This is a genomic window from Nonomuraea sp. NPDC050547, assembly GCF_044457345.1.
Lineage (GTDB): Bacteria > Actinomycetota > Actinomycetes > Streptosporangiales > Streptosporangiaceae > Nonomuraea.
This window is the reverse complement of record NZ_JBITGW010000013.1, coordinates 182,575-209,047: the sequence shown is the minus strand read 5'-3', so window position 1 is coordinate 209,047 and position 26,473 is coordinate 182,575. Positions and strand designations below refer to the sequence as shown.

Here is a 26,473-nt window from a genome sequence, read left to right as displayed (position 1 = left end):
CAAGCCCCGGCCCCCGACTACGGCGTCAGGGCGCCACTCACCGGAACTGGCCAGCGCTCCGGATCGGGGCCGTGGGCGTGCCGCAGGGCCAGCAGCAGCCGCTCCAGCCCGAGGCCCAAGCAGGCGGTGTGGGCGGGCGCACCGCCGGCGGCCCGGATGCCGAACGCCGCTCCGAAGTGCTCCTTGTGGTAGTTCACCGACACCACCGCCTGCCGGACGCCCGGCGCGACGTCGGCCGCGAGCTCCCACTTGAGCCCGTCGGCCTGTTGCGCGGCGGCGAGCAGCTTCCCCGTCCGTCCCCAGAACGGGTCGTTCGCCGGGCGGGTCACCGGCCGCACGCCCAGGGTCTCCAGCCAGCGCGTGAGCCGGTCGAGGCGGTCATCGCGCCAGGTCAGGCACTGCTCGGGCGTACCCAGCAGGACCGTCTCGTACATGCGGAAGGACCTGAGGCGGCCGGGCTCCGCCGTGGCCTCCTGGCGGAAGCAGTCGGCGACCACGCTCAGCTCCTCCGGCCCGGCGAGGGTGCGGCCCTCGTAGCGCGGATACACGTGGTAGCAGGCCGCCGGGGTCAGCACCAGGTCCGTGGCGGCGCCGCCCCGGCCGACGGTGCCGAGCAAGTGCGGGAAGGACGCGGCGTAACCCGCCCGCTCCGCCACCGCGGCGGCGAGGACGGGCGGAGCCCGCAGGTGGCGCACCCGCTCCCCCGCGCACAACCGCCGCAGGACGCGCACCAGGGTCGCGAGCAGGTCGTCTGCGGCCCCGTCGACGACGATCACCCCGGGCGCCGGGGTCGGTTCCGCGTTCACGGACCGGCCAGCGCGGTGCCGCAGACCACGATGGGGAACTCCGCGCCGCCTCCGTCCTCCTCCGGCGGGCCGCTCTCCTCGGCGGCCAGGCCGTACAGGAAGGCCGTGGCGCCGCGCAGCCCGCCGTAACCGCGGCACTGTACGGAGCCGGGCCCGAACACCTCCGCCAGCAGGTCGCGCAGCCCCGCCGGGGTGAACCTCCACCGGTCGGCCATGAGGGCGTCGTCCACCGGGTCGGTACGGCTGATCCCCGGCACCGTCACCAGCAGGCTGCCTCCGGGCACCAGGCTGCGCCGCACGTTGACCAGCGCCGCGCGGGGATCCCTTACGTACTGAAGGGTCTGGATGAGCAGGACGCAGCGATAGCGCGCGGCGGGCAGGGTCTCGTGCCCGGCCAGGTCGGCGATCAGCGTCGCGTCCTCGTTGTCCGGGTCGATGTCCACGACGTCGGTCCGCGCCGTCTCTCCCGCGAACCGCCGGGCGTACTCGTTCTCCCCGACCTCCAGGAGCGGCGGGCGGATCAGGTGGGCGGCGGCCGTCAGGAAGGCGTCGATGTGGCGGCGGTCGACGGGGGTGCCACGGTCGTAGCCGAAGCAGTCGCTGAAGGGTTCGGCCCTGTCCAGAACTCCCCACGACGACGGCCCGAGGTCGTCCATCCCGCACTCCCCTCGGTCACGATCATGCGGGGAGCAGCATCGCACCCGCCCCCGAAACCGGGCAAGAACCACGTGAGCGGCACAGGCGCCGGAGGCGGTTCAGGCTATGAGCAGGCGGAGGCCGAGATCCGCCGCGTCGAGGCCGGCGAAGTCGCCGTTGCGCTCGGCCCACCGGCCGGAGCCGAGGTCCTCGCCGAGGCTCCGCACCGCCCGCTGCTCCGCCTCCGGCCCGACCTTCGTCCACACCGACATCGCGCGGCGCACGTGATCCTCCAGGTACGCCCCCGGCCGACGCCAGTACGCCTCGAAGAGGCCGTCAGCGCAGTCCCACGGGATGGGCACCGGCTCGGCGCGAGCGCCGATGGCATCGGCCATCCCGGCGAGCGAGGGGAACGCCGCGAGGACGCCGGCGAACTCCGGCAGGTAGTCGCGGGTGAGCCAGAACCGGTCCTGCCATCCTGGCTCGTCGGTGTCGAAGGTGAGCACCACCACGCGACGGGCCACGCGCCGCATCTCGCGCAGCCCCGCCATCGGGTCCCCCCAGTGGTGAACGGTGGAGACGGCCATCGCGACGTCGAAGGACCGGTCCTCGAACGGCAGGTTCTCCGCGGCGGCGTCCACGCACGGCGCCGACCCGGCGGGCCGCTGCGCCCGCATGACCGCCGACGGCTCCGCCGCGGTCACGTCGCGATCAGCGGGCTCGTAGGAGCCGGTGCCGGCCCCGACGTTCAGCACCGTCCGCGCGTCCCCGAGGGCGTCCCAGATCTGCGCGGCGATGCGCGGGTCGGTCCGCCGCGTCGCGGTGTAGGCGCCGCCGATCGCGTCGTACAGTTGTGCGCCGAGCACCTCCAGTTGTTCCTCCGGTGTCACGTTCAGCCCCTTCGCGCGTGCCTCGAGTTCCCTGTCGATGGCCGCCACCATGGCGTCGGCGCGCTCGCGCCGCTCCAGCAGCAGGCCGCGCAGCCGGCGCAGGTGCGCGACCGCGTCGGTGGACGGGTCGCCGACCAGTTCAGCGACCTCGCGCAGCCCGAAGCCCAGCCGCCGGTAGGCGAGCACCTCCCGCAGCCGCTCCACGTCGCCCGCCGAGTAGGCCCGGTACCCGACCGAGGTCCGCGCCGACGGCCGGACGAGCCCGATCTCGTCATAGTGATGCAGCGTGCGGACGCTCACGCCGGCCAGCTCGGCCACGTGCCCCACGGTCCGGTGTTCCTCCACGGCATCGACTATGCCGCCTCACGCCACGTGAGGGTCAACCGGTCAAGGTGGATGTGAAGTCGGGCAGGGTGAGGGCCGAATGGGCCGGTCGTCCCTCAGCCGGGGGAATGGCGCTGAGCTTGCGGAGCCTGTCGTTGCGCTGCTCCAGGGCTTGCGCGGTGGTCGGGAAGAGTGTGGCACCGCCCTGGCCGACCAGTCCCTGGTTCATGGTCACGAACTCGCGGGTGCCGTGCTCGTAGGCCGCGAAGCCCGCGGCGTGGTCCCTGCCGACGAGAGAACCGGCCAGCATGTACGCGCCGACGAGCGCGAGGCTGGTGCCCTGCCCGGTGAGGAACGAGGGCGCGTAGGCGGCATCGCCCACCAGCGCGACCCTGCCGCTGGACCAGCGGGGCATGCGGATCTGGCCGACCGCGTCGAAGAACACGTCGTCCACCTCGCGCATGGCGGCCAGCATGCCCGGAACCTCCCACCCCGCGCCGGCGAAGACCTCGGCGACGAGCTTCCGCTGCGCCTCCGGGTCCGGGAACGCCTCGAACGGCGGTTCCGGCCGGGCGAAGTTCAGGAACGCGTGCACGTCGTCGTTGTCCCCCACGGCGTAGAGGGCGGCGGCCCTGCCCGGGGTGTTCCACATCACGGTCTCGTGGGAGAGCCCGAAGGTGTTGCGCATGGTGAACACGGCGAAGCAGTAGCCGAGGTAGTGGTGAAAGCCCTCCTCGGGCCCGAACAGCATCTCGCGGGTGCGTGAGTGCATGCCCTCAGCGCCGACCACCAGGTCGAACGTACGGCTGCCGCCCCCGCGGAAGGTGACGTCGACCCCGTGAACGGACTCGTCGAGGGTGTCGATGGAGTCGTTGAACAAGAACTCCACGTCGTCACGGACCGCCGCGTGGAGAGCGTTGGTCAGATCCCCGCGCCGCACCTCCAGATCCTTCCCCTCGACACCGCCGGTCACGGCATGCGGATGGATCGAGGCCACCTCGCCGCCGTCCCCGTCGACGAAGGTCAGCCTGCGCAGGTCGATGTGCGCGTCCCGCAGCCGCGGCAGGAGTCCCATCCTGCGGAGGACCTCCAGCGCGGTGCCGCGCACGTCGATGGGGTAACCGCCGGCACGGAGCGTGCCCGCCTTCTCCACCACCGTGACCGCGTAGCCGTAGCGGTTCAGCCAGAACGCGAGGGCGGGCCCCGCGATGCTCGCCCCCGACACGAGGATCGTGCGCCTCGGCGTCATTCCTTGACTCCTTTGCTCATGGTACGGACGACAAGCAGCGACAGCGCCGTGACGACGCCGGCGATGACGAATCCGGTGACGTAGGCCGATTCGGCCGGGACGCCCGACCCGGCGTCGGTCCCGGCGGCGAGGAAGGCACCGCTGACCTGCGCGCCCGTGGCGAACCCGATCACACGAGTCACCAGGACCAGGCTGGTGGCGGTGCCGGTGTTGCCGTGGTCGACGGAGGTGGCGGTCTTGACGACCATCGCCGTGATGCAGACACCACTGGCCAGGGCGATCAGCGCCTTGGCGACGACGAGGTGCCAGACCTCGCTGTGCAGGAAGACCAGGGCGACGAAGGTGGCCGTCATGACGCCGACGCCGGCACTGACCACGGCACTCGCGCCGAACCGCCGCGCCGCGACCCCGCCCAGCGGCCCGCTGACCGCCGCCGCGATGGCGCCGGGCAACAGATAACGCCCGATGTCGGTGGAGCTGGCCGCGAAGCCGTATCCGTCGGCGGACAGCGAGAACAGCTGCGGAACGAGGAACATCGACACCGCGGTACCCACGCAGACGGCGAAGGTGATCACGTAGGAACTCCAGATCGCGGGCTGCGCGAGCAGCCGCAGATCGACCATCGGCGCGGGCGAGCGGCGTTCGACGAAGACCCATCCGGCCACGAGGACGGCCAGCAGCACGACGACGGCGCCCAGCACGAGGGGACGGCTGCCGACCTCGGGGGCCATCGAGAGCCCGAGCATGAGCGTCAGGAGAACACCGCTCAGGAGCACCAGTCCGGGCCAGTCGATCCTGGCGTCCGACCGGGAGGGCGGATCGTGCGGCATCAGCTTGTGGACGAACAGGGTCGTCACGACGACGGCGAACGTCGGAATCGCGAACATCCAGTGCCGGGACAGCCCTTCCGCGATGGGCCCCGCTATCAGCGTGCCCAGCATGCCGCCGCCGATGAACAACCCGCTGACCACCCCGATGGCCACCTGGGACTCTCCCGGCGAGAGGTACTTGCGCACCAGAATGATCGACAGCGGCAGCGTGCCCACCATCGCGCCCTGCAGTACCTGACCGAGCAGCAGCACCGCCATGTTCGGCGCCAGCGAGGACACCAGACCTCCGGCCGAGACCACCGCCATGAGCCGGACCAGGACCCACTTCCCGCCGTAGCGGTCGCCGAGATTGCCCGCGACGGGCGCGATGAGAGCGCCGGTGATGAGCATCGCGGTGCTGAGCAGTGCCCCTTGGGCGGGATTGATGGACAGTTCGCGTTGCAACAGCGGGAGCGTCGGCGCCACCACCGACTCCAGGACACCGGTGACGGCTGCCAGCATGCCGAGAGCCACGACAGCGGCCTTCCCCATGCGGATCGGGGGAGCAAGGGGTGTGGTCATGGAAGGTCCTTTCCTCGTTTCCGGGCGAGTAGGAGGTCGGCGGCGCGCTTGGCACCGCCGCCTCGCCGGGAGTACTCACGCCGCGAGCGCGAAGTACGAAGCCCGCCGCGAGCCCGCCCGCCGCCGCGCGGCGGGCGTGCCGGTGCGGGCCCAAGGGTCTTCAGAAGCCGGGCGAACTTCGCGATGGCCACGATCAGTCCCGCGAAGGACGGCATCCTCGGCCGCGGCCGGCGTCGTGCGGGCCGCCGCCGATGTCGAGGGCGAAGCCGCCGGGCGGCCGGTGGCCGGTCGGGACGGCCGGGAGCGCAGGCACGCGCGGGCCGTCGATGGCACGGTCGTCAGGTCTTCGACCGCGGCGGTGGACTTCGCGGGTGCTTCATCACAGGGTCTCCGTCGGAGATGGGGCGGTCAGAGGTGCAATACCGGTCATGGGGTACGGGGCGGTCAGGGTGGCGGGCGTGGGTTCGGGTACCGGGCGGTCAGGGTGGCGGGCGTGGGTTCGGGGCGGTCAGGGTGAGTTGCCGGGTCGGGTGTACGCGTGGCCGAGGCCGGTCACGGTCAGCACGACGAGTGCCGCCAACGCCACCGCGAGTCCTTCGTGCACCTGGCACAGCGCCGCGCCGGTGACCGCTCCGGCGATGATGAGCGCGACGGCCGTACCCCGGCGCAGTGCCCCTTGGCCGCGGGCCGCGCCCAGCCGCGAGTCCGCCGCGAGGCCGGTCAGCGTGGAGGTGACGACCACGGTGGTGACGTCCTTCACCCCCAGGTGGCGCGCCGTCGCCGCCTGCACTCCCATGGCGAGGGCGAGCGACGCCGCCATCGACGCGCGGGCGGCGGGGGTGCCCGTCCCGATCACGGCCAGGCCGAGCGCCGTGGCGGCCAGAACCAGCCCGACACCGCCCAGCAGCCCCGTGCACCTGCCGGTCCAGCCCGGGGCCGCGGTACGCAGCACCCGCCCGGCCACGGCCGCGCCGACGACGAAGGACACCAGCGCCACGACCGGACCGAGCACGGGCAGCCCCGTCCCGCCGATGGCCGCCATGCCGAGGATGACCACGTTGCCCGTCATGTTGCCCGCGAACACCTGATCCAGGCGCAGGTAGCCGACGGCGTCGACGACGCCTGTGGCGAAGGTGAGGGCGAGCATCAGACCCAGCGGCGTGACCCGCCCTCGCACGAGCCGACCGCGGATGCGGGCGCGGGCGGGGGCGGGGGCACGAATGCGGGCGCGGGCGCTGACACTGGCGTTCACGTCTCGTCCTATGGCCGGTGGTGGGCGGCGTGGTGGGCGGCCAGGACGTCGCCGCCGAAGTCGCTCTCCGGGTCCCGCCACACGGCGTGGGCGTGGTTGACGCCGCGGTGGATGTTGGTCCACTCGACGAGCAGCCGCGGGCCCTGCAGGCGGTAGTAGTGCGGCTCGCCCGCCGTGGTGGAGCCGGCCCAGGCGAGGTGCACGGCGTCCAGCGCGGCCGGGTCGTCGTAGAGGGGCAGCGGCGACAGTTCGCCGGGGACGCGGTCGAGGTAGGTGCCGAGCAGGGCGCGCAGCAGTTCCCGCTGCGTGGTGTCCAGTTCGGCGCCCGGCACGCCCTTGGGCGCCGGGGTGAGGGCCAGCGCCCGCTGGTCCGTGCCGTAGAGGCCGGTGGCCGGGTTCTCGGCACGGTCCGGGGTGTGCTGGCCGGGGCGCCAGAGTTCGCTACGCCTCACCACGCGGTCGTCGACGCGGTCGCTGTTGCCCGCCACGATGTCGTTCGGGGCGCGCTCCAGCAGCACCGCGCGGGCGGCGGACTCGGGGCGCAGGGAGCGGACGAGTTCGCGGGCCAGGTCCTCGGCCGTTCCCAGCGGGCGCAGCGTCGCGCCGCCCAGCAGTGGCGACGCGGCCGGGTCGGCGCCCAGGAAGCACGGGGTGGTGGCGGCGACGCGCCCGTCCACCACGAGGTAGTTGAGCGAGACGTGGTGCCCGCCGAACCGCCATCCCCACGGCCGCCGCCCGCCGGGCTCGCCGAAGACGCGAAGGTAGTACATGCCGGGGTCGCGGGAACGTTCCCGCCCCCAGTTCACCGAGAAGCCCTCGACGCGGTCGAGCACGTTCTCCAGGCCGAGCACGGTGGCGACGGTGGCGTACCCGGCTTCGGACAGCCCGCTCGCGACCAGCCGCATCACCAGCCGGTGCTGGGCGGGGCGCTGCTGGTGGAAGGTGAGGCCGCCGTGGTCGGTGGGCGTGTAGTACCAGCGGGTGCGTTCGGCGTCGGCCGGGCCGTCGGCGCCCGGCGGCGGTCCGGTGGCGACGGCGAGCTGCTCCGCGTCCAGGGACGCCAGCCACGCCTGGGCCGCCTCGGCCATCCGGTTCGCGACCTCGCGGCCGGCGTCGATCATCGCCGCCCCCGCTGAACGTGTGCGGGCACGAACGCCGCGCCGCGCACGTGCGGGGCCCGCCCGGCGACGCTCGCCGCGGCGGCGGCCCGGACGCGGGCGCGCGTGGTGCCGTTCACGCCGCCGTCACCTTGAGGAACTCGCGCACCCAGCGGGCGATCGGGTCGGCGAACTCCATCGTGATCGCGTGCCGCCCGTCCTCGATCGAACGCAGTTCGGCGTCGGGGATTCGTTGCTCCATCAGAACGGCGCCGGCGTAGGGGGCCAGCCGGTCGGCCGTACCGTGCACGATCAGGGTGGGTGCGGCGATCTCCCCGAGGCGGTCCCAGACCTCGTGCTGCCGGGCGACGGCGTGGCGCCGGGCGCTCTGCCCGGGATCGCGGACGGTGAGTGTCTGGGCGGCGCGGGTACGCAGGTCGGCCTCGCCTTCGGGGGTGAGGAAGAAGCCGGAGACCGCGTTCTGCCGGTCCTCGTGGGTCATGCCCAGCAGCTCGTCGACCGCCTCGACGCACATCGCGTAGCTCGGCGTGGTGGCGACCAGGATGAGGGATGCGACCCGTCCGGGGTGCCGGAGCGCGACGTGCTGCGCGACGGCGCCGCCGAAGGAGGTGCCCAGCAGGTGCGCGCGCTGGAGCCCCAGCGCGTCCAGCAGGGCAACGAGGTCATCGGCGAGGTCGCCCAGCGTGTACGGCACCGGCGGGTTCACGGTGATCCCCGAATCGCGTTGATCGTAGGAGATCGCCCGGATTCCCGCGCCGAGGTGCGTGCGGAGTGTCGCGAACTGGGTCCGGTCGCTCTCTCCGCCATGAACGAGCACGAGCGGCACGCCACTACCGCCATCGATGTATCCGACTTCGAGCTCACCCGCGCGCAGGGAGGTGGCGGGTTCGCGCTTTACCTGATGAGTGGCCACTGCTGGCCCCCTTCGTCGACACGATACTTAGACACTTATCTGATTTGAGATGAGCGTATCACTTCACTGCTTGTTTAGGGAGGCCCGCATCCCACGATTAGAGGCGTCCGGCTTCATGATGCGCGCATGGAACGGCACCTCGCCACACCCCTCGCCCGTCCAGGGCGGTGGAGTCGGTGGCGGTGCCCACGATCGTCGTCAGCGCGCCTTTCGACGCGGCGGTACGGCGGCGCCTTCGACGGCAGCCAGGTAAGTGACCGAGTCATGCCCGCCGGCGATCAGCCCGCGCGTGACCACCCGCGCAGCGCGCCGCGATAGGCCTCGGTCAGCCGGGTGATGACCTCCCGCCGGGACAGGTCCGTCTCCTGCAGCAGATCCTGGATTTCCCGAGGGTCGTACATCATGTTGTTGAGGAACAGGGCGTACTCGATGATGTCGTCCGGGAGGCCGATGTCGGCGAGCAGCCCGCGCACCGGCTCGGCCCAGGCGTCCCGCAGGGCGGTGATGATCTCGTTCCCGTTGTGGAGCCGCTCCAGGTAGCCCCGCCGGGACCGGATCTGCACCAACGCCGGGCCGTGCTCGGCGAGCAGGTCCACCCATTTGTCCACGACGGAGTCGAACAGCGGCTGCCCTTCCGCGGTCGAGGCCGCGGTGAAGTCGCGAAGCTCCTCGACGACGCTGAGCACATAGGCCGCGAGCACGTCCTCCACGGTGGAGTAGTAGCGGTAGGCGGTGGCCGGGCCGATCTCCGCCCGGGACGCGACGGCCTGCATGGTCAGCTGGTCGGGCGCTTCCCTGGCGAGCTCTCCGACGGCCTCAAGGAGGCGCCGGCGGTTGCGGCGGGTGTCGCTGCGCAGTTTGCCCTCCCCCCGTGGGGCGTCCTGCTGATCGGTCACAGGCTCCTCCGCCCTCATCGAAGTGCAGGCGAAGGATATCCCGTCCGAGTGGCCCGCGTTCGACCGCTCGGACCCGCGCGGACCGGCCGCGTCAGGATCTCGCACCGCCCAGGTGAGCGACGATGCGGGCCAGCCCGGTCCGCAGGTCGTCCTCGGAGGCCGCGAACGAGATCCGGATATGCCCCTCGCCCGAAGGCCCGTACTCGGCGCCGGCCCGGACCATCACCTTCCGCTCGGCGAGTTCGCGGGCGACCACCTCGGACGGCAGGCCGGCGTCGTAGCGGAGGAACCCGTAGAACGCCCCCTCGGGCGGAACCAGGTGCAGGCCGGGAACGCCGGACAGGTGCGCGACCACGAGCTCGCGACGCTGCCGGTATCTGCCGGCCATGCCCTCGACGACGTCGTCCGGCAGGTCAAGGGCGGCGAGGGCCGCGTGCTGGACCGCCGTGTTCAGCGATCCGTCGACGGTCCGGTGCGCGTGCGCCGCCGCGTCCACCACCTCGCGCGGCCCGGCCAGGTATCCCACCCGCCAGCCGGTCATCGCGTACGTCTTGGAGAACGTCTGCACGTAGACCGTCCGGTCCCGCAGCGACGCGATCTCCAGCGCCGAGGTGAACACGTGCCCCGGATGGACCAGCCGGTGGTAGGCCTCGTCGCTGACGACCAGGACGTCGGAGCCGTCGAGGAGTTCCCCGAGCGCCTTGAGCTCCTGCTCGCCGTGCACGATGCCGGTCGGGTTCGAGGGATTCGAGAAGATCATCATCGTGGCCCCGGGAAGCGCGGCGGCCAGCGCGCCGAGGTCCCAGTGCAGGTCCGGGGCGAGCGGGACGAAGTCCACGGTGCCTCCGGCCAGGACGACCAGGTCGGAGTAGAGCGAGTAGGCGGGCTCCGGGATGACCACGCGGTCGCCGGGGCCGACCGTCGCGAGCACCACGGCCGCCAGGGCCGCGGTGGCGCCGTGGGTGATCACGACGTCGTCGGCGGTCCAGGTCCTGCCGGGGCGCGCCGGCAGCCCGGAGGCGAGCGCGGCGCGCAGTTCCAGGAGGCCTTTCTGGTCGGCGTAGTGGGTGTGTCCCGCGCGCAGGGCGGCCACGGCGGCCTCGATCACCGGCGCGGGGGTGGGGAAGTCCGGCTCGCCCATGGCGAGGGAGACGGCTCCCGGCGGGGCCGGGGCGAGGGCCGGGCGCCGCGAGCGACGACGCAGCTCCTCCATCCGGAAGGCGGTCACCGGGCCGCCGCCGTACGCTCGGCCAGGATGCGCCGCCGGAGCGCCTCCTCCCTCTCGACGATCCCGTCGATCGCGGCCACGACCTCCTTCACCCGGTCCCGTGGAACCACGACGACGCCGTCGGCGTCACCGACGAGCACGTCGCCCGCCGCCACCACGACGCCGCCGACCGCCACCGGGGCCCCGATGGCGCCGGGGCCGTTCTTGAAGGGGCCGGCGGGGGTGATCGCCCGCGCGTACACGGGCAGGCCCATCTCCGACAGCGTCTGTACGTCGCGGACGGCGCCGTCGACCACCGCGCCGGCGACGCCGGCGTTGACCATGATCTCGCCGATGAGGCCGCCGATCAGCGCACGGGTCATGTCCCCGTGCCCGTTGACGACCAGGACGTCGCCCGGCCGGGCCTCGTCGAGCGCCCGGTGGATGGCCAGGTTGTCACCCGAGCGCACGTCCACCGGCAGGGCGTTCCCGAGGAGCGCGGCGCGCTCGGTGAACAGCCGGATGCCGCCGTCCATGACGGTCATCCGCTGCAGCGCGTCGCCGACGTCGGCGGCCGGCACCTCCCCGAGCCGGCGGGTCTCCTCCGCCGCCACCCGGTCCCAGCCCGGAGCGATGGACACGCTGTCCGTCGCCGCAACAATGAACATGATGACTCCATTCTCAAATGAGATACTCTTCTCAGATGAGATGACCATAACGCTTAAGACGCCCGTCTACAATGACGCGGGCTCGACGAACCCCATCGATCCACCGCAGCCGAAAGGATCCAGAGTGTTCACCACCCGGCCCGAACTGGCGGGAAGCTTCGGAATGGTCGCCAGCACCCACTGGCTGGCCTCCGCGACAGGCATGAGCGTGCTCGAAGGCGGCGGCAACGCGTTCGACGCGGCGGTCGCGGCCGGATTCGTCCTGCAGGTGGCCGAACCACACCTGAACGGGCCGGCCGGCGAGGTGCCGATCCTGCTCTGGGACGAGTCCGCGCGGAAGGTGTCCGTCGTCTGCGGCCAGGGCGTCGCTCCCGGCTCGGCGACCATCGACCGCCTCGCCGGACTCGGCGTCGAGGTCATGCCGGGCACCGGCCTGCTCGCCGCCACCGTGCCCGGGGCGTTCGGCGGCTGGATGCTCATGCTGGAGCGCTGGGGCACCTGGTCGGTCGCCGAGGTGCTCGAACCCGCGATCCACTACGCGGAGCACGGCGTGCCCGTCCTGGACCGCATCTCGTCCACCATCGCGACGGTCGAGCAGTTGTTCACCGGCGACTGGCCGACCTCCGCCGCGACGTGGCTGCCCGGCGGGAAAGTGCCCGCGCCCGGGTCACGGCTGACGAACCCCGTGCTCGCCGCCACCTACCGCCGCATCGTCGCCGAGGCGATCGGCGGCACCAGGGAGGCTCAGATCGCCAACGCCCGCGACGCCTGGTACCGCGGCTTCGTCGCCGAGGCGATCGCCGAGTTCAGCGCCACGACCGCGTGGCGGGACAGCTCGGGCGAGGTGCACGGCGGGTTGCTCACCGGCGACGACCTCGCCTCGTGGTCGGCGACCGTGGAGGAGCCGCTGCGGTTCGGCTACCACGGCCACACGGTGTGCAAGACCGGGCCGTGGGGTCAGGGTCCGGCGTTCCTCCAGCAGCTCGCGTTGCTGTCCGGCTACGACCTGACCGCGATGGGCCACCTGAGCGCCGACTACATCCACACGGTGATCGAGTGCGCCAAGCTGGCCTTCGCCGACCGCGAGGCATGGTACGGCGACGCGGCGGAGGTCCCCATGAACGACCTGCTCAGCGACGCCTACAACGCCGAGCGCCGCGGCCTCGTCGGCACGGAGTCCTCCTTCGACCTACGCCCGGGCTCGCCGGGCGGCCGCGAACCGCGGCTCCCCGACTACCCGGCCCCCGAAGGCCTGCTGAGCGCCCGCGGCGTGGGCGAACCGACGGTCGGCGCCGACGGCCGGGTACGTGGGGACACCTGCCACGTGGACGTCGTCGACCGGTACGGCAACATGGTCTCCGCCACCCCGAGCGGCGGCTGGCTGCAGAGCTCTCCCACGATTCCGTCCCTGGGCTTCTGCCTGGGTACGCGCGCGCAGATGTTCTGGCTCCAGGAGGGCCTGCCCAACTCCCTGCGTCCCGGCATCCGGCCCCGCACCACCCTGTCCCCGTCGTTCGCCCTGCGCGACGGCAGGCCCTGGATGGCCTTCGGCACTCCCGGCGGCGACCAGCAGGATCAGTGGAGCGTGAACTTCTTCCTCGCCCTCGTCCACGGCGGCGGACTGAACCTCCAGGAGGCCGTCGACGCCCCGATGTTCCACTCCGAACACTTCCCCAGCTCCTTCTACCCGCGCGCGTCCCGACCCGGCGTCATGCACGTCGAGGACAGGATCGCCCCCGATGTCGTGGCGGAACTCCGCCGCCGCGGCCACGAGGTGGAAGTCCAGGACGGGTGGTCGATCGGCAGGCTCAGCGCGGTGTCCCGCGACGGCACGTTCCTGCGCGCGGCGGCCAACCCCCGCGGCGCCCAGGGCTACGCGGCCGGCCGCTGACGGTCATCGAAGGGTCGGTGTTTGGCCTGGGTCGTATCAACGCGGCGCTGCCTGGGCGGCATCTGGGTTTGGGTTGTGGGCGGTGGTCGCCGGATCGGTACCACCCCGGACAACACCAAGGGAGAAAGCATGACCATCATGCGGGCGGCGGCACGGTTGACGTCCATCGGGCTGGTCGGCGCCGCCATCGGCGTGCTGCCCGCCCTGCCCGCGCCCGCCGAGGCGCACACGACGGTGACGGCCGCCTGTGACCCGGCCAGGCTGGTGGCGAAGGCCAAGAAGGCCGGCAAGACGGTCTCCATGAAGAACGCGAAGAAGCGGTGCGCGCTCCTGAACGGCCGGGCCAAGTCGCACACACCGGCCCCCGCGAACAAGCCGAATTCCCTCCAGGTCACCGACCTGCTGAACGGCCTGATCAAGCAACGCTGACCGGCTACCAGCTCAGCACCTTCGACCGCCCCGGTGGGGTGAGCGGCCGGTCGCCGAGGATCCGTACGCCCAGCGGGACCAAGGCCACGCAGAGCAGGCCGGCGACCAGCGCGTCGGGGATCGAGGCGCTCTTCAGCACGCCCATCCAGGTGCCTCCGGCCAGGAGCAGCATCACCGCGCGGGCCGTACCGAGGAGCCCGGAACGCCAGGCGGCGACGGCCAGCAGCAGCGAGCCCGCGTACTGGCCGACCGAGGCCCAGACCGGCACCAGCCACGGCCCGTAGGAGATGTCCACGTACTCCTTCATGATCGCGTCCGTGGCCTGGTCCAGCCCGACGGCCTCGGTGAGCTGGAAGGCGGTCTGGTCGGCGCCGGCGAAGTACAGGCGGGCGAAGAGGCCGGCGGCCAGCAGCGTGGCGCCCCAGGAGGCGAGGCCGCCGCCCACCCGCTGGGCCAGGGCGATGAACGCGGGGAAGAGCAGCAGCGCCCCCAGCGCGAAGACCGCGTAGGCGAGGGCGAACAGGGCGGGTTCGGCCGTGTACGCCAGCAGTTGCCCGTAGGCGGCGAACGGCTGCGCCTCGGCCCATTCCTGCTGCTGAGGGGTGAGGGCGGTGACCGTGCCGAGGTGGCGCAGCAGCAGTCCCGCGCACAGGACCACCGGCCCCAGGACGAGCGTCAGCCCACCGATCCAACGCCCGGGAAAGTCTGTGTTCATGGAGGGCGAGTCTGGCGACGGAGGGCCGGGCGGATCATCGGCCGATCGTCAACCGCCGCCCCTGCCGAAAGTCAGGTTTCACCACATGACTCTCGCCGGACATCGGCCCCATCGTGAACACGTCAGGCAGCGTGATCAGGCCACGGGACCGCCGCCGTAGCTGATCTCGTTGCCGTCCGGGTCCCGGTAGATCATCTTGACCACGCCGCCGTCGAACGTCTCGCGCTCCGCGGGCTCGATGCCCCGCCCGGCGAGCGCGGCGACCCGCTCGTCCAGGTCCTCGACGAAGGAGAACACCAGGGCGTTCCCCGCCCGTTTCGGGTCCTGCACGATGTAGACGTACCGGTGCTCGGCCACCTCCCACACCGCCTCGATCTCGTTCGGCAGGAACGACGGCCGCGCGCCGAAGAAGCGCTCGTACCACGGCAGCGCCGTGGCGTAGTCGGTGACGGGGATACCGGCAAAGAGGTCCAAGGCCATGATGTCCTCCGGGTTGGGTCGGCAGGTCGCCGATACTGACCCCGGCGGCGTCCCGAACTCATCGGTGACCGCGCGATCCGCCTTGACCTTGACGCCTGCGTGAAGGTTCTAGCGTCGCCGCATGAATACGCAAGGGAGCGGCCCCCGGCTGCCGTTGTGGCTGCTGAGCCTTTTCCTCCTCGCCTTCTCCTTCGGCACCGACGACCTGATCATCGCCGGCATCCTCCCGGACCTCGCCCGCGACCTGGACGTGTCGGTCGCGATGAGCGGCCAGCTCGTCACGGTGTTCGCGCTGACCTACGCGCTGGGCGCGCCGGTCGCCGCCCTCCTGACCTCCCGGCTGCCGCGGCGGCCGGTGCTCGTCGGGGCCGCCGCCGTGTTCGTCCTGGCCAACCTCGCCGCCGCCGTCGCCCCCTCGTACGGCCTGCTGATGGTGGCGAGGATCGTCTCGGGGCTGGCCGCCGCGACCGCCTCGCCCGCCGCCTTCGCCGTCGCGGCCACGGCCGCCCCCGAAGGCCGGCAGGGGCGCTTCCTCGCGGTCGTCGGGGCCGGGCTGACGACGTCGCTGGTGGCCGGGGTGCCCGTCGGCACCTGGATCGGCGGCGAGCTGGGCTGGCGGGCCACGATGGTCTACGTCGCCGCGATCGCCCTGCTCGCCGGAGTCGGGCTGCTGTCGTCCCTGCCCGCCCTGCCGGGCACGGGCGCGTCCCGTCTCAAGGAACGGCTGGCGCCGCTACGCCGTCCCGGCACCGCCGCGGCGCTCCTGGCGATGATCCCCAGCGGCGCCGGCGGCATGATGTCCTACGTCTACATCACCGAGATCGTCGGCCGGATCGGCGGCATCCGCGGCGCCGCCGTCGCCCCGCTCATCACCGTCGTGGGCCTGGCCGGGATCGCCGGCGCGTTCGCCGGCGGCCGGCTGGTCGACGCGGTGGGCGCCCTGCGCGCGCTGATGATCCTCCTGCTCGGCGTGTTCGCCGCGCCCGCGCTCATGGCCGTCCTGGGGCTCGCCGGGGGGCCGTACCCCCTCCCCGTCGTCACGGTGCTCGTGATCCTGTACGGCCTCGCGACCTGGGGAATCGCACCGGCCACCCAGGCCTGGCTGCTGGAGCGGGCCGACGGCCCCGGCGCCGCCAACGAGCTGATCGCGCTCAACAACAGCGCCATGTTCCTCGGCTTCTCCCTGGCCGGCGGGATCGGCGGCCTGGCTCTGGAGGCGTTCGGCCCGGTGGCCGTGCCCGCGACCGCCGCGGGATGCGTGCTGGTGTCGCTGGCGTTGTTCGATAGGGCGTTCACGTCCGGTGGAAGAAGGGTGGACCGGTGATGCGGATCGGCGAGGTGGCACGCCGCGCGGGTGTATCCACCCGGGCGCTGCGCTACTACGAGGAGCAGGGCCTGATCAGCGCGGAGCGCGATCACAACGGCTACCGGAGGTACGACGGTCACGCCGTTTCGCTCGTGCGCGACATCGCCCGCCTGCTGCACGCCGGGCTGAGCTCGGAGGACGTGCTGCGGTTCGTGCACTGCCTGGGCACCGGCGAGCCCGACCCGCCCAAGGACTGCCTGTCCCTGATCCGGACCTACTCCGAGCGCCTCGGGGCGCTGGACGAGCGCATCGCCGCCATGAACGGCGTGCGCGAGCGCCTGGCCGCCGAGATCGACCGCCTGGCCGAGACGATGGGCGACCCGAGGTGATCAGGCGGGGAGGGACGCGAGCCAGCCGGTGAGGATGTGGTTGACCTCGTCCCCGCGCTCCTGCTGAATCCAGTGGCCGCATCCGTCGAGGATGTGTGAGCCCATCAGGCCGGGCAACGTCGCGGGGTAGGCCTGGATCGCCTCGGCCAGCCATGTGGTGGAGGCGTCCTGGGCCCCGCCGGCGAACAGGGACGGCTGGGTGATGGGCCGGCCGGAATGGGCGGCGAGGTCCTCCCAGTCCCGGTCCATGTTGCGGTAGCGGTTGAGCGCCCCGGTGAGGCCGGTCCGCTCGAACTCCGCGGCGTACAGGTCGAGGTCGCCCTCGCCGAGCCAGGCGGGCAGCCGCCCGGCCGGGAACCGGTCGCGCAACCTCCCGCCGCGGCTCACGAAGTGCGGGTCCGGGGCGCCGGGCGTGGGCATGGTGCCGGCGGACAAGGCGGCGTAGAAGCCCGCCAGCCAGCCACGGACATCCGGTTCGATCTCCGCTTCGGCTCTGCCGGGCTCCTGGAAGTAGGACACGTAGAACTCGTCGTCGCCGCCCATGCCGGCGAAGACCTCGCTGGGGCGCGGGCCGCCGGGCGGCGTATAGGGAACGCTCAGCAGGGCGACCGCGCGGAAGACGTCCGGCCGGGTGAGCGCGGAGGTCGCGGCGATGGTCGCGCCCCAGTCGTGCCCGACGATCACCGCGCTGTCCGCGCCGAGCGCTTCCACGACGGCGACGTTGTCCTCGACCAGCTCGAGCATCCGGTACGCGGACACCTCCGCCGGCTTGGAGGAGCGCCCATAGCCGCGGACGTCCACGGCCACGGCACGGTATCCGGCGGCGGCCAGCGCCGGCAGCTGGTGGCGCCAGGAGTACCAGAACTCCGGGAACCCGTGCACCAAGAGCACCAGCGGGCCGGCACCCTGCTCCACGAGGTGCGTCCTGCCCGCCGGAGAGGAAACCAGCCGGTGTGTGAGCCTCGACATGCGTTCTCCGTTCCTGTCGGCGTCAGCATGCGACCTCGGCGGAGATCGCCGCAAATGCCTTTGCCGCTTCGGCAAAGCCGGGTCATGCGGGCCTGTTCGTTTGGATCACCCAAGGAGCCCGGCGGAATTTGTGAGTCGGTCTGTGCCGCTGCCCATGCCTCGCCGGTCAGGATGGCCCGGTCCGTGACAAGGCGTGAGGTGGAGCAGAAGCGTGATGACGAATGACAACAAGGTTGCGGACGGCTGGCTGCTCGGTGCGGCCTCGCTCGCGGCCGATGCCGCCAAGCGCGCCGGAGTGACGATCGACCTGGCCTCCTCCCAGGCCGACTGCGAGGCCGCGAGCCGGCTCTTCGATCGGGTCTGGAACCAGCGGGACAACAGCCTGCTCATCCCGGGCGCGTTGATCGCTCTGGCCCACAGCGGCAACTACGTCGCCGTGGTGCGGGCCGGTGACCGGGTGGTGGGCGCCGCGGCCGGCTTCTTCGGGCCGCCGTGGGCGCGTACGTTGCACAGTCACCTCGCCGGCGTCCTGCCCGAGCTGCGGGGGCGTGGGGCGGGGAACGCCCTGAAACTGCACCAGCGCCACTGGGCGCTGAGCGTGGGGGCCACGAACATCACGTGGACCTTCGACCCCCTCGTGGCCCGCAACGCCTACCTGAACGTGCACCGCCTGGGCGCGCAGATCGACCGCTACTTCGAGAACTTCTACGGCAGCATGGGTGACACGCTCAACGGTCACGACGACTCGGACCGGGCGCTGGCGAACTGGAACCTGCTGCGCCCGTACCCGCGCCCTTCCGCCGGCATGGGCGGAGAGCCGCACTACCTGCTCCGCCAGGACGGCGACCGCCCGCTCCTGGACAGCCCCGGCTCGGGAGCCGAACTGCTGGCGCTGCAGATCCCGGCGGACATCGAGACGCTGCGGCACACGAACCCGGGCGCCGCCAGCGCGTGGCGCGCCGGTCTGCGCAAGGCGATGACGTGGGCGCTCTCCGACGGCTGGGCCGTCGTTGACGTCCGCCGCGACGGCTGCTACCTGCTGGAGCGCCCGGTGGCGGGCTCCGGCGGATAGAGATGCAGCTGGAGCTGCAGCGTGAACCTCGCCGCCGGGTCGTCGAGGGAGAACTCCCCGATCTCCGACATCCGCTTGAGCCGGTACCGGAAGGTGTTCTGGTGGACGTGGGTCGCCGCGGAGGCGGCCATCACGTCGCCATGGGCGTCCAGCCAGGCGCGCAACGTCTCCACCATGAACGTCGAGTCCCGGGTCTCGTCGTAGGCGAGCAGCCGCGCGTAGGCGCCGAACGGCCCGCGCTTCGAGCTCGCGGCGAGGTCGCGCAGCTCCATCATGAGCGCCTCCACCTCGATGTCGCACGCGCGGGCCACCCGGTCGGCCCAGGGCGCCGATGACGGCTCGGGCGGACGCCGTCCCAGCACCCGCAGCGCACGGTCCGCGTCCGCCCGTGACAGCTCCAGTTCCGCGGCCTCGTGCACGACTCTGCCGATGCCCACGACGGCGCCCTCGGCGCCTCGTCCGATGAAGCTCCGGCAGGTGAGTTCGAGGCTGACCTCGGTGTCCTCGCGGCGGGACGGCACGAGCGCGTAGACGGTGTCGTCCAGGAGCGCCACGGCCGTGTCGGCCCAGGTCCCGGCCAGGTGGACCTGGAAGGAGACCGCCAGCCGCTGCAGCTTGGTGACGTGTGCCGCCGCCCCGGTGTACGCGCCGTCGGCCGGTTCGTTCAGCGTCAGCGCGACGACGATCAGCGAATGCCCGGCCAGGCGCAGCCGGTCCAGCGCGGAACGGGCCTCGGGACCGCCGGTCAGGGCGGTCGCCACGAGGTCGGTCCGCAGCCGTCTGGCTCCGTCGGCGCCGGCCCGCAGCTGGAGCATGTGCAGGGCCACGAGCCGGGAGGCGTCGAGCAGCAGGTCGTCCTTCTCCGTGGTGAGCGGTTTGTCGACGACGCCCCAGATCGAGCCCAGGATCTCGTCGCCGGCGCGGACGGCGACCGCGACCCGGCCCCGGGTGACGCGGCCGTCGGGAAGGTCGAGCGGCGGCAGGAACACCGGGCGCACGGACTCGCGGATCGCGCGCAGCGCCCCGCGCTCCTCGTCGAAGACCCAGTAGGGCTCGGGCGTCCGGCGTCCCAGGATCACCTCGACGCGGATCGGGTCGGTCTCCCCCTGGTGGTCGGAGTAGGCCAGCACGACGGAGTTGCGGTCCTCGATGGTGACGTGGGCGCCGATGAGATCGCTGATGGCGCCCGCCATGCCGAACAGATCGCCGACCTCGCGCCCGCCCAGATCGTGGACCTTCGGGTGCGGGGGCGACTGCAGGGCCGTCCCGAGCACCGCGATCACCTGCTGCCAGGACACTCCCGCCGGCAGGCCGAGCACGACCATTCCCTCATCGGGAAGCAGGTCGTCGACGGCGAGCCCGCGTTCGCGCGGCTGCCGGATGAGCACCGCGGCGGCGGCGTGCAGACAGGCCAGCCGGACCAGCGAACGGACGTCGTCGGGCGCCGTGACGCCGACGCCGAGGACGATCGCCCCCACGGGAATCGGCGGCGGGTCGTCCGCGTCGTGGACGACGACACCGCCGACGGGCGCCAGGTAGCGGGGCGTGCCGGCGAGCGTCGCGAGCAGCATCGGTCCCAGATGCTGCAGGACCCTGCCCAGGGTCGGTCCTCGACCGGCGGGCTCACCGTGGGAGGAGCGTCCGTCCTCGGTGGGATTCGGAGTGGTTCCCACTGTTCACCTGCCTGTCGTTCCCGGAGTGGTCCGCCCATGGTAGGCACGTCCACCAGCGCGGATCTCGGTGGAAACGACGAGAGCGGCCCGGCGGATTCGTGCGCCCGACCCACCGGACGGTCAGTGGGGGCACCCGTCGGCGCCGTATCGCGCGCGCATCAAGGCGGCGGCCTCGGCGTGGTGCGAGGGGTTCGCCGCCTCCAGGCCGGCGATGGTGCCCAGGCGGTCGCCCGGCGTGCGGTTCTGACCGATCTTCAGCTTCACCTCCAGCCGGTCGATCGGCATCACGAACGCCTGCAGCTCGCCCAGGAGCTCCTCGGTGCGGTGCCGCGCCCAGCCGTCGGGCCGCCACCTGTCCAGCCCGTCGGTACGCGCCCCTTCGTGCGCCGCGACCAGCGCCATCAGGTGCTGCCTGACCAGCTTCGGGTCATCGAGCGGCCGGGCGGTTCCCGCCGCCTCGACCGCGCCGAAGTTGTAGGTCGGCAGGCCCGGCTGGGCGTACCACGCCGGGCTCACGTAGGCGACGGGCCCGGTGAAGGCGACGCGCAGGGCGGTGCCCTGGCGGAGCGCGCCGGCCACGGGGTCCGCGGCCGAGACGTGCCCGACCAGCGTCCCGTGCCGGCCCTGGTCCCGGCGGAGCTCCACCGGCACGAACGACAGCCGGACGTCCGGGTCGAGCGCGATGACGACCGCGAACGGCCAGCGCTCCATCAGGTCGTGGGCCTGCCGCGTGCCGGCGGCGAAGTCGGGGTTCACGTACATGGTGCGCCGGTCCTGTTACGGGCCGCCGGGATGACCAGCGGCGTTCCGGTCTCGGGGTCGTCGATGATCGAGCAGGGAAGCTGGTAGACCTTCTCGATCAGCTCCGGGGTGACGATGTCCTTGGGCGACCCGCTGGCCACCACCGACCCGTCGCGCATGGCGATCAGGTGGGTGGCGTACCGGGCGGCGAGGTTGAGCTCGTGCAGCACCACCACGATCGTGCGCTCCCCGCTCTCCTGCAGCTCGGCGCAGAGGTCCAGCACTTCGACCTGGTGGGTGATGTCGAGGTAGGTGGTCGGCTCGTCGAGCAGCAGCAGCGGAGTCTCCTGAGCGAGGGCCATGGCCAGCCACACGCGCTGGCGCTGGCCGCCGGAGAGCTCGTCGACGTAGCGGGTCGCGAGATCGCCGGTGTTCGTCCGTTCCAGCGCGTTGGTCACGGCCACGTCGTCGTCGGCCGACCACTGGCGCAGGAACTTCTGGTGTGGAAACCGGCCGCGGGCCACGAGGTCGGCCACGGTGATGCCGTCGGGGGCGATCGAGGTCTGCGGGAGGAGCCCGAGCCGGCGCGCGACCTCCTTCGACGGGTACTTCGCTATGTCCTCGCCGTCGAGTACGACGCTGCCGCGCTCCGGTGGCAGGAGCCGCGCGAGCGCGCGCAACAGGGTGGACTTCCCGCAGGCGTTCGGGCCGACGATCATCGTGAGCGAACCGTCGGGGATGTCGATCGACAGGTTCTCCGCGACGACCCGCTCGCCGTACCGCAGAGACAGGTTGTGCGCGCGCAGGCGGTTGCCGTGGAGCGCGTCGGGCGCGGGCGGGTTCTCTATCTTCATGGGCACTCCAGGTCAGAGTCGGGAGGCACGGCTCTGCTGGTACAGCAGCCAGGCCAGGTAGGTACCGCCGATACAAAGGGTCGGGATGCCGACCGGCATCTGGGAGTCCGGCCAGACGCGCTGGGCGGCGAGATCGCTCACGATCAGGATCAGGGCGCCCATCAGGGCCGCGGGCACGATCGACACCGAGCCGCCGGTCAGGCGGCGCATGATCTGCGGTGCGGCCAGCGCGACGAACGCGATCGGCCCCGCGGTCGCGACGGCTCCCGCGCACAGCACCGTCCCGATCACCAGCAACCGCAGGCGGGTCGGCTTGACGCGGACGCCGAGCCCCTGCGCGAGATCGTCGCCCATCTCCAGGAGGCGCATCTGGCTCCCGATCGCGAGCACCGGGACGATCATCAGGCAGACGGTCAGCCCGATGATCTGGACCTGCTGCCAGTCGGCCCCGTTGAGGCTGCCCACCAGCCAGGTGTACGCGCTCTCGGCGTCCTGCAGCCGGGCACGCAGCAGCAGGTAGGAGATGAGGCTGTCGAGCAGCGCGGTGGCGGCGACGCCGACCAGGATCAGGCGGAACCCCTGGATGCCGCGGCGATGGGCGAGCCCGTAGACGGTGGCGGCGGTGGCGAATCCGCCGATGAGGGCGCCGGCCATGCCGGAGCCTTCCTGGCCGCCGAAGACGAGGACCATCGCCACGGCGCCCGCGGAGGCGCCCATGGTGAAGCCCATGATCTCGGGGCTGCCCAGGGGGTTGCGGGTCACCGACTGGAAGATCGCGCCACTGGCTCCCAGCGCGAGTCCGACCAGCCCGGCGGTGAGCAGCCGGGGAAGCCGGAGATCGAAGATCACGAACTCCTGGGCGGCGCCCCGGTTGCCGGTCAGCGTCGCCAGTACCTCTCCCGGGGACATCGGGTAGTCGCCGACGCCCAGCTGCACCAGGGCGAAGCCGAGCGCGACCAGCACGACCGCGGCGCTCGCGAGCACGGCGCGCGGACGCCACAGGACCGACCATCCGCGCCAGGACAGCCGCGCGGCCGTGTGCGGGGCCGCCTGCTCACGGCGGGCCGTCTTCACGGCGCTCACAGTCCGGCCATCCGGCGACGGCGGATCAGGTAGACGAACACGGGCGCGCCGACGATGGCGGTGACCAGTGCCGTGGGCAGCTCACCCGGCCGGGCGATCAGGCGCCCGGCCAGGTCGGCGGCCACCATGAGGATCGGCCCGGCGAGCAGGCAGTACGGCAGCAGCCAGCGATGGTCGGGGCCGGTGAAGGTGCGGACCATGTGCGGCACCACCAGGCCGACGAACGAGATCGGCCCGGCCGCCGCCGTGGCCGCGCCGCACAGCAGCGTCGTCGCGACGACTCCCAGCAGGCGGGTACGCCCCACGTTGGCCCCCAGCCCCTTCGCCGCGTCCTCGCCGAGGGCCAGCGCGTTGAGCGAGGAGACCAGGAACAGCGTCAGCACGATGCCGGCGACGATGAACGGCGCCACCTGGATCACCACCGGAGCCGTGCGGCCGGACAACGTTCCGACGCTCCAGGCCCGGAACCCGTTGAACACCGTCGAGGACAGCAGGACGATCGCGGAGATCACTCCCGTGAGCGCCGCGGTGATGGCCGCGCCGGCGAGGGCGAGCCGGGCCGGGCTGGCTCCCGCCGTGCCCGCGGAGCCGAGGGTGTAGACGGCGACCGTCGCGATGCTGGCTCCGATGAGGGCGAACCAGACGTAGCCGGTGAGGGAGGCGACCCCGAGGTGCGCCATCGCGATCACCACGCCCAGCGCGGCGCCGGCGTTGACGCCGAGCAGGCCGGGCTCGGCGAGCGGGTTGCGGCTCAGCGCCTGCATCAGCGCTCCGGCGACCGCCAGTGCGGCGCCGACCAGGACCGCGAGGATCGTCCGTGGCAACCGTACGCCCCGCACGATGACGTCGGCGTCGGTGCCGCCCACGGTCAGTGACTGCCAGACGTCGGCGAACGGCACGTTCTCGGCGCCCAGGGCCAGGCTCGCCGCCATGAGAAGGAGCAGGATCGCCGCCGCGACCCCGAGTCCGAGTGTCAGCCGCCGCTGACCGGCCCGTGCGACGGCGGGCGCCGGGAGCGTCTGGGTGCTCAACGGACCCGCTCCAGTTCGCACCAGTGGGTGAGGCAGTTGCCCACCCGGTCCCCGCTCTCGCCGTGCTTGACCGCCCTGGCGGACCCTGCCAGGCGGTCGTCGCCGACGTCGAGGGCGAGTTCGAGCCATGGGCTGGCCCGCAGCGCGTCAGGAGTGGGCAGTTGCAACTCGGCGGCGAGCATCACGTCGTACGACTCGTCCTCCTCGACCCGCGCCTGGACCCGGCCGGAGCCGGCGACCTCGATCCACACCGAGCCGGCGCCGTCCACCTCTGCTCGCAGCGGTACCGCGCCGAAGGGGGTCGCCACCTGGCCGGCCCACTCTCCGGCCGGCACGGGCTTGGGCGAGGTCGTGTCCTCCTCCGGTCCGATGTGGCTCACCAGGGTCTCGAGGAGGATCTCGCAGGCCGTGCGCGCAGGGGCGAAAGATCCGGTCTGGTTGACGACGGCGGCGGCGCTCACCCCGAACTCCGGGAGGATGGCCAGCGACGCGCCCACCCCGCACATGTCCCCGGCGTGGGCCAGCACCTCGACGCCGTCGGGGTGGCGGACGTTCAGTCCCAGGCCGTAGCGTTCCCCGTCCTCCAGGCCCGGCGTGCGCACCGCCGCGGCCGAACCCGGCGCCAGCACCGCCGACCCGTACGTGTGGGTCAGCCCGAACCTGGCCAGGTCGGCGGCCGACATCCAGGCCATGCTCGCGGCCGGGTGGCTGGTGGTGATCGTCGGGTAGGGAACATGCCGCTCGGCCGTGTACGGCACCGCCGCGTCCGCCCCTCCGGCTCCGGGACCATAGGCGCCGGAGCCCAGCCCCAGCGGCCCGAACAGATACCGCTCCAGCAGTTCGCCCAGCGGATGGCCGGTCGCCGCGGCCAGCCACGGCTCCAGCACGCCGTACCCGAGGTTGGCGTATTCGAAGCGGGTGCCAGGCGCGTGGATGAGGACGCCGTACCGGTCGGCGGCCCGCTCGATGCCCAGGGGCTCTTCGTCGTAGGCGAAATCCCAGTAGCGTCCGAACCCGGCGCTGTGGTTCAGCGCCTGACGGGCGGTCGGCCGGCCGGCGCGGCCCGGCCGCTGCCGGTCTAGCCAGGGCAGCCGGTCGGCCAGCGGCTCGTCGAGGTCGATGAGCCCGCGCTCGGCGAGCATGACGCACAGGGTCGCGACGACGGGTTTGGTGACCGAGGCCAGCAGGTACGGCGTGTCGCCGGTCGCCGGCCGCCCCCGCAGGTCGGCCATCCCGAAGCCGCGGGCCTCCACCCGGTCACCCTGGGCGATCGCGAGCGAGACCGACGGCAGCCGGTGCCGGGCCATCAGGTCCTCGATCCGGTCGGCGACCTGGTCGAGGCTCGGTATGAGCGTGCTGTCGGTCATTGTTCGTAGCTCCAGGTGTCCACGGTGTACGTGCGGAGAAGGTCCGGGTCGGGCGTGGCGCCGATGCCGGGTTCGGTGGGGACGAGCACGTGCCCGTCCGTCTCAAGCGTGACGGGGTCGGTGATGTCGGTCTCGTAGAAGCGGTCGGAGGCCGACGTGTCGCCCGGGAGGGTGAAACCCGGGAGCGCGGCGAGGGCGATGTTGGCCCGGCGGCCGAGGCCGCTCTCCAGCATGCCGCCGCACCACACCGCCACCCCGTGGGCCTGGGCCAGGTCGTGGATCCGCTTGGCCTCCAGGTATCCGCCGACGCGTCCCGGCTTGACGTTGATGATGCTCGCGGCGCCCATCGAGATCGCCGCCGCGGCCGAGCGGGCCGAGACCACGGACTCGTCCAGGCACAGCGGCGTCGTCAGCGTCTCGGCCAGCCGCGCGTGCTGATAGAGGTCGTCGTGATGCAGGGGCTGCTCGATGAGCAGCAGCCCGAACTCGTCGAGCCGGCGCAGGAGCGGGGCGTCGGCGAGGTCGTAGGCCGCGTTGGCGTCGACCTGCAGCGGCAGCTCGTCGCCGAACTTCTTCCTGACCGCCCGGACCGGCTCCACGTCCCAGCCGGGCTGGATCTTGAGCTTGATCCGCCGGTAGCCCTCGTCCACGAACCCGCCCACGACGTCCAGCAGCGCCGCCACCGACGGCTGGATGCCGACCGAGACGCCGGCGGGAATCCTCGTCCTGGTGGCGCCGAAGTACTGGGCGAGTGACACCCCGCGCAGACGGAGCACGAGGTCGAGGACGGCCAGCTCCAGCGCCGCCTTCGCCATGGGATGGCCGACCACGCCGCGCAGCGCCGGCGCCACCTCCTCCGCGGTGCGGACCTCCGCCGCGAGCAGCCGAGGCAGCAGGAACGAACGCATGACGTCCACGGCGCCGCGGCTGTGCTCGCTGGAGTAGGTCGGCTCCCGCTCCGCCACGCACTCGCCCCAGCCCTCGGCCCCTCCTCCCGCGATCCGGACCAGGACGAGCTCGCGCTCGGTGCTGACGCCGTTCGACGTCTGGAACGGCGCGCGGAGCGGCAGCCGCACGGTGCGTATCTCGATGGACTCGATCATGCGTTCCTCCTGTGTTCTCT

26 protein-coding genes are annotated in these 26,473 nt (G+C 72.4%); 5 read left to right on the top strand and 21 right to left on the bottom strand.

Annotated features, from left to right (window positions below):
• Positions 1-17 precede the first annotated feature (17 nt).
• The 11 genes from ACIBHY_RS31055 to ACIBHY_RS31005 all read right to left on the bottom strand — a co-directional run bounded on the left by ACIBHY_RS31055 (position 18) and on the right by ACIBHY_RS31005 (position 11,350).
• Positions 18-806: a hypothetical protein gene (locus ACIBHY_RS31055; protein ID WP_397308530.1), complete on the bottom strand. Its 789-nt coding sequence runs from the start codon at positions 804-806 to the stop codon at positions 18-20.
• The gene (locus ACIBHY_RS31050) at positions 803-1,462 is read right to left on the bottom strand and encodes a methyltransferase domain-containing protein (protein WP_397308529.1); all 660 of its coding nucleotides are present in this window, start codon (positions 1,460-1,462) and stop codon (positions 803-805) included. The genes ACIBHY_RS31055 and ACIBHY_RS31050 overlap by 4 nt, the downstream gene beginning before the upstream one ends.
• 99 nt (positions 1,463-1,561) lie before the next feature.
• The gene (locus tag ACIBHY_RS31045; RefSeq protein ID WP_397308528.1) at positions 1,562-2,677 is read right to left on the bottom strand and encodes a MerR family transcriptional regulator; all 1,116 of its coding nucleotides are present in this window, start codon (positions 2,675-2,677) and stop codon (positions 1,562-1,564) included.
• A 34-nt stretch (positions 2,678-2,711) separates the two neighbouring features.
• A complete protein-coding gene (locus ACIBHY_RS31040; protein ID WP_397308527.1) occupies positions 2,712-3,905 on the bottom strand; it encodes an FAD-dependent monooxygenase in 1,194 nt (397 codons plus the stop codon).
• Entirely contained in the window at positions 3,902-5,296 is a 1,395-nt protein-coding gene (locus ACIBHY_RS31035) for an MFS transporter (protein ID WP_397308526.1), read from the bottom strand. The genes ACIBHY_RS31040 and ACIBHY_RS31035 overlap by 4 nt, the downstream gene beginning before the upstream one ends.
• Positions 5,297-5,804: 508 nt before the next feature.
• A complete protein-coding gene (locus ACIBHY_RS31030; protein ID WP_397308525.1) occupies positions 5,805-6,548 on the bottom strand; it encodes a YoaK family protein in 744 nt (247 codons plus the stop codon).
• Positions 6,549-6,556: 8 nt separating this feature from the next.
• Positions 6,557-7,669: a DUF3500 domain-containing protein gene (locus tag ACIBHY_RS31025; protein ID WP_397308524.1), complete on the bottom strand. Its 1,113-nt coding sequence runs from the start codon at positions 7,667-7,669 to the stop codon at positions 6,557-6,559.
• 112 nt (positions 7,670-7,781) lie between these two features.
• Positions 7,782-8,579, bottom strand: coding sequence for an alpha/beta fold hydrolase (locus tag ACIBHY_RS31020; RefSeq protein WP_397308523.1), 798 nt, complete (start codon positions 8,577-8,579; stop codon positions 7,782-7,784).
• Between the two features lie 278 nt (positions 8,580-8,857).
• Positions 8,858-9,475, bottom strand: a complete 618-nt coding sequence (locus ACIBHY_RS31015; protein WP_397308522.1) for a TetR/AcrR family transcriptional regulator — start codon at positions 9,473-9,475, stop codon at positions 8,858-8,860.
• Positions 9,476-9,566: 91 nt separating this feature from the next.
• Entirely contained in the window at positions 9,567-10,703 is a 1,137-nt protein-coding gene (locus ACIBHY_RS31010) for a pyridoxal phosphate-dependent aminotransferase (RefSeq protein ID WP_397308521.1), read from the bottom strand.
• Positions 10,700-11,350: a methyltransferase gene (locus ACIBHY_RS31005; RefSeq protein ID WP_397244225.1), complete on the bottom strand. Its 651-nt coding sequence runs from the start codon at positions 11,348-11,350 to the stop codon at positions 10,700-10,702. The genes ACIBHY_RS31010 and ACIBHY_RS31005 overlap by 4 nt, the downstream gene beginning before the upstream one ends.
• A gap of 124 nt (positions 11,351-11,474) precedes the next feature.
• Between ACIBHY_RS31005 and ACIBHY_RS31000 the strand changes: the two genes are divergently transcribed.
• Both ACIBHY_RS31000 and ACIBHY_RS30995 read left to right on the top strand, forming a co-directional pair.
• Entirely contained in the window at positions 11,475-13,241 is a 1,767-nt protein-coding gene (locus ACIBHY_RS31000) for a gamma-glutamyltransferase family protein (RefSeq protein WP_397308520.1), read from the top strand.
• Between the two features lie 129 nt (positions 13,242-13,370).
• Positions 13,371-13,670, top strand: coding sequence for a hypothetical protein (locus tag ACIBHY_RS30995; protein WP_397244228.1), 300 nt, complete (start codon positions 13,371-13,373; stop codon positions 13,668-13,670).
• 4 nt (positions 13,671-13,674) lie between these two features.
• On the opposite strand, the gene ACIBHY_RS30990 is transcribed toward ACIBHY_RS30995, so the two are convergent.
• Together ACIBHY_RS30990 and ACIBHY_RS30985 are read right to left on the bottom strand one after the other, a co-directional pair.
• Positions 13,675-14,385 (bottom strand): hypothetical protein, encoded by a 711-nt coding sequence (locus tag ACIBHY_RS30990; RefSeq protein WP_397308519.1) that lies wholly within the window; start codon positions 14,383-14,385, stop codon positions 13,675-13,677.
• 135 nt (positions 14,386-14,520) lie between these two features.
• Positions 14,521-14,865, bottom strand: a complete 345-nt coding sequence (locus ACIBHY_RS30985; RefSeq protein WP_397244232.1) for a VOC family protein — start codon at positions 14,863-14,865, stop codon at positions 14,521-14,523.
• A 121-nt stretch (positions 14,866-14,986) separates the two neighbouring features.
• Between ACIBHY_RS30985 and ACIBHY_RS30980 the strand changes: the two genes are divergently transcribed.
• Together ACIBHY_RS30980 and ACIBHY_RS30975 are read left to right on the top strand one after the other, a co-directional pair.
• The gene (locus ACIBHY_RS30980; RefSeq protein WP_397308518.1) at positions 14,987-16,189 is read left to right on the top strand and encodes an MFS transporter; all 1,203 of its coding nucleotides are present in this window, start codon (positions 14,987-14,989) and stop codon (positions 16,187-16,189) included.
• Positions 16,189-16,560, top strand: coding sequence for a MerR family DNA-binding transcriptional regulator (locus tag ACIBHY_RS30975; RefSeq protein ID WP_397308624.1), 372 nt, complete (start codon positions 16,189-16,191; stop codon positions 16,558-16,560). The genes ACIBHY_RS30980 and ACIBHY_RS30975 overlap by 1 nt, the downstream gene beginning before the upstream one ends.
• Here the strand turns inward: ACIBHY_RS30975 and ACIBHY_RS30970 are convergent, their stop codons facing one another.
• Positions 16,561-17,529, bottom strand: a complete 969-nt coding sequence (locus ACIBHY_RS30970) for an alpha/beta hydrolase (protein ID WP_397308517.1) — start codon at positions 17,527-17,529, stop codon at positions 16,561-16,563. It lies immediately after the preceding gene.
• A 214-nt stretch (positions 17,530-17,743) separates the two neighbouring features.
• Between ACIBHY_RS30970 and ACIBHY_RS30965 the strand changes: the two genes are divergently transcribed.
• Complete coding sequence (locus ACIBHY_RS30965) at positions 17,744-18,601, top strand: GNAT family N-acetyltransferase (protein WP_397308623.1); 858 nt, start codon at positions 17,744-17,746, stop codon at positions 18,599-18,601.
• Here the strand turns inward: ACIBHY_RS30965 and ACIBHY_RS30960 are convergent.
• The 7 genes from ACIBHY_RS30960 to menC all read right to left on the bottom strand — a co-directional run bounded on the left by ACIBHY_RS30960 (position 18,562) and on the right by menC (position 26,453).
• Positions 18,562-20,172 carry a PucR family transcriptional regulator gene (locus tag ACIBHY_RS30960; RefSeq protein ID WP_397244239.1) on the bottom strand — a complete coding sequence of 537 codons (1,611 nt, stop codon included), beginning with the start codon at positions 20,170-20,172 and terminating at the stop codon, positions 18,562-18,564. The genes ACIBHY_RS30965 and ACIBHY_RS30960 overlap by 40 nt on opposite strands.
• 222 nt (positions 20,173-20,394) lie before the next feature.
• Complete coding sequence (locus ACIBHY_RS30955; RefSeq protein WP_397244241.1) at positions 20,395-21,036, bottom strand: FMN-binding negative transcriptional regulator; 642 nt, start codon at positions 21,034-21,036, stop codon at positions 20,395-20,397.
• Positions 21,027-21,869 (bottom strand): ABC transporter ATP-binding protein, encoded by an 843-nt coding sequence (locus ACIBHY_RS30950; protein WP_397308516.1) that lies wholly within the window; start codon positions 21,867-21,869, stop codon positions 21,027-21,029. Before ACIBHY_RS30950 ends, ACIBHY_RS30955 begins: the two co-directional genes overlap by 10 nt.
• Positions 21,870-21,881: 12 nt before the next feature.
• A complete protein-coding gene (locus tag ACIBHY_RS30945; RefSeq protein WP_397244245.1) occupies positions 21,882-22,943 on the bottom strand; it encodes a FecCD family ABC transporter permease in 1,062 nt (353 codons plus the stop codon).
• A 5-nt stretch (positions 22,944-22,948) separates the two neighbouring features.
• Positions 22,949-23,983, bottom strand: coding sequence for a FecCD family ABC transporter permease (locus ACIBHY_RS30940; RefSeq protein WP_397244247.1), 1,035 nt, complete (start codon positions 23,981-23,983; stop codon positions 22,949-22,951).
• Positions 23,980-25,350 (bottom strand): serine hydrolase domain-containing protein, encoded by a 1,371-nt coding sequence (locus ACIBHY_RS30935; protein WP_397308515.1) that lies wholly within the window; start codon positions 25,348-25,350, stop codon positions 23,980-23,982. The genes ACIBHY_RS30940 and ACIBHY_RS30935 overlap by 4 nt, the downstream gene beginning before the upstream one ends.
• Positions 25,347-26,453: an o-succinylbenzoate synthase gene (menC, locus tag ACIBHY_RS30930; protein WP_397308514.1), complete on the bottom strand. Its 1,107-nt coding sequence runs from the start codon at positions 26,451-26,453 to the stop codon at positions 25,347-25,349. The genes ACIBHY_RS30935 and menC overlap by 4 nt, the downstream gene beginning before the upstream one ends.
• Between the last annotated feature and the right edge of the window lie 20 nt (positions 26,454-26,473).

Coding starts and splice junctions, on each gene's coding strand:
- ACIBHY_RS30980 (WP_397308518.1), top strand. CDS start 14,987: ATGAATACGCAAGGGAGCGGCCCCCGGCTGCCGTTGTGGCTGCTGAGC.
- menC (WP_397308514.1), bottom strand. CDS start 26,453: ATGATCGAGTCCATCGAGATACGCACCGTGCGGCTGCCGCTCCGCGCG.
- ACIBHY_RS30965 (WP_397308623.1), top strand. CDS start 17,744: ATGACGAATGACAACAAGGTTGCGGACGGCTGGCTGCTCGGTGCGGCC.
- ACIBHY_RS30990 (WP_397308519.1), bottom strand. CDS start 14,385: ATGAACACAGACTTTCCCGGGCGTTGGATCGGTGGGCTGACGCTCGTC.
- ACIBHY_RS30995 (WP_397244228.1), top strand. CDS start 13,371: ATGACCATCATGCGGGCGGCGGCACGGTTGACGTCCATCGGGCTGGTC.
- ACIBHY_RS31025 (WP_397308524.1), bottom strand. CDS start 7,669: ATGATCGACGCCGGCCGCGAGGTCGCGAACCGGATGGCCGAGGCGGCC.
- ACIBHY_RS31035 (WP_397308526.1), bottom strand. CDS start 5,296: ATGACCACACCCCTTGCTCCCCCGATCCGCATGGGGAAGGCCGCTGTC.
- ACIBHY_RS31050 (WP_397308529.1), bottom strand. CDS start 1,462: ATGGACGACCTCGGGCCGTCGTCGTGGGGAGTTCTGGACAGGGCCGAA.
- ACIBHY_RS30960 (WP_397244239.1), bottom strand. CDS start 20,172: ATGCTGCTCGCGACGCTCGCCGGCACGCCCCGCTACCTGGCGCCCGTC.
- ACIBHY_RS31005 (WP_397244225.1), bottom strand. CDS start 11,350: ATGTTCATTGTTGCGGCGACGGACAGCGTGTCCATCGCTCCGGGCTGG.
- ACIBHY_RS30970 (WP_397308517.1), bottom strand. CDS start 17,529: ATGTCGAGGCTCACACACCGGCTGGTTTCCTCTCCGGCGGGCAGGACG.
- ACIBHY_RS30955 (WP_397244241.1), bottom strand. CDS start 21,036: ATGTACGTGAACCCCGACTTCGCCGCCGGCACGCGGCAGGCCCACGAC.
- ACIBHY_RS30950 (WP_397308516.1), bottom strand. CDS start 21,869: ATGAAGATAGAGAACCCGCCCGCGCCCGACGCGCTCCACGGCAACCGC.
- ACIBHY_RS31040 (WP_397308527.1), bottom strand. CDS start 3,905: ATGACGCCGAGGCGCACGATCCTCGTGTCGGGGGCGAGCATCGCGGGG.
- ACIBHY_RS30975 (WP_397308624.1), top strand. CDS start 16,189: ATGCGGATCGGCGAGGTGGCACGCCGCGCGGGTGTATCCACCCGGGCG.
- ACIBHY_RS30985 (WP_397244232.1), bottom strand. CDS start 14,865: ATGGCCTTGGACCTCTTTGCCGGTATCCCCGTCACCGACTACGCCACG.
- ACIBHY_RS30935 (WP_397308515.1), bottom strand. CDS start 25,350: ATGACCGACAGCACGCTCATACCGAGCCTCGACCAGGTCGCCGACCGG.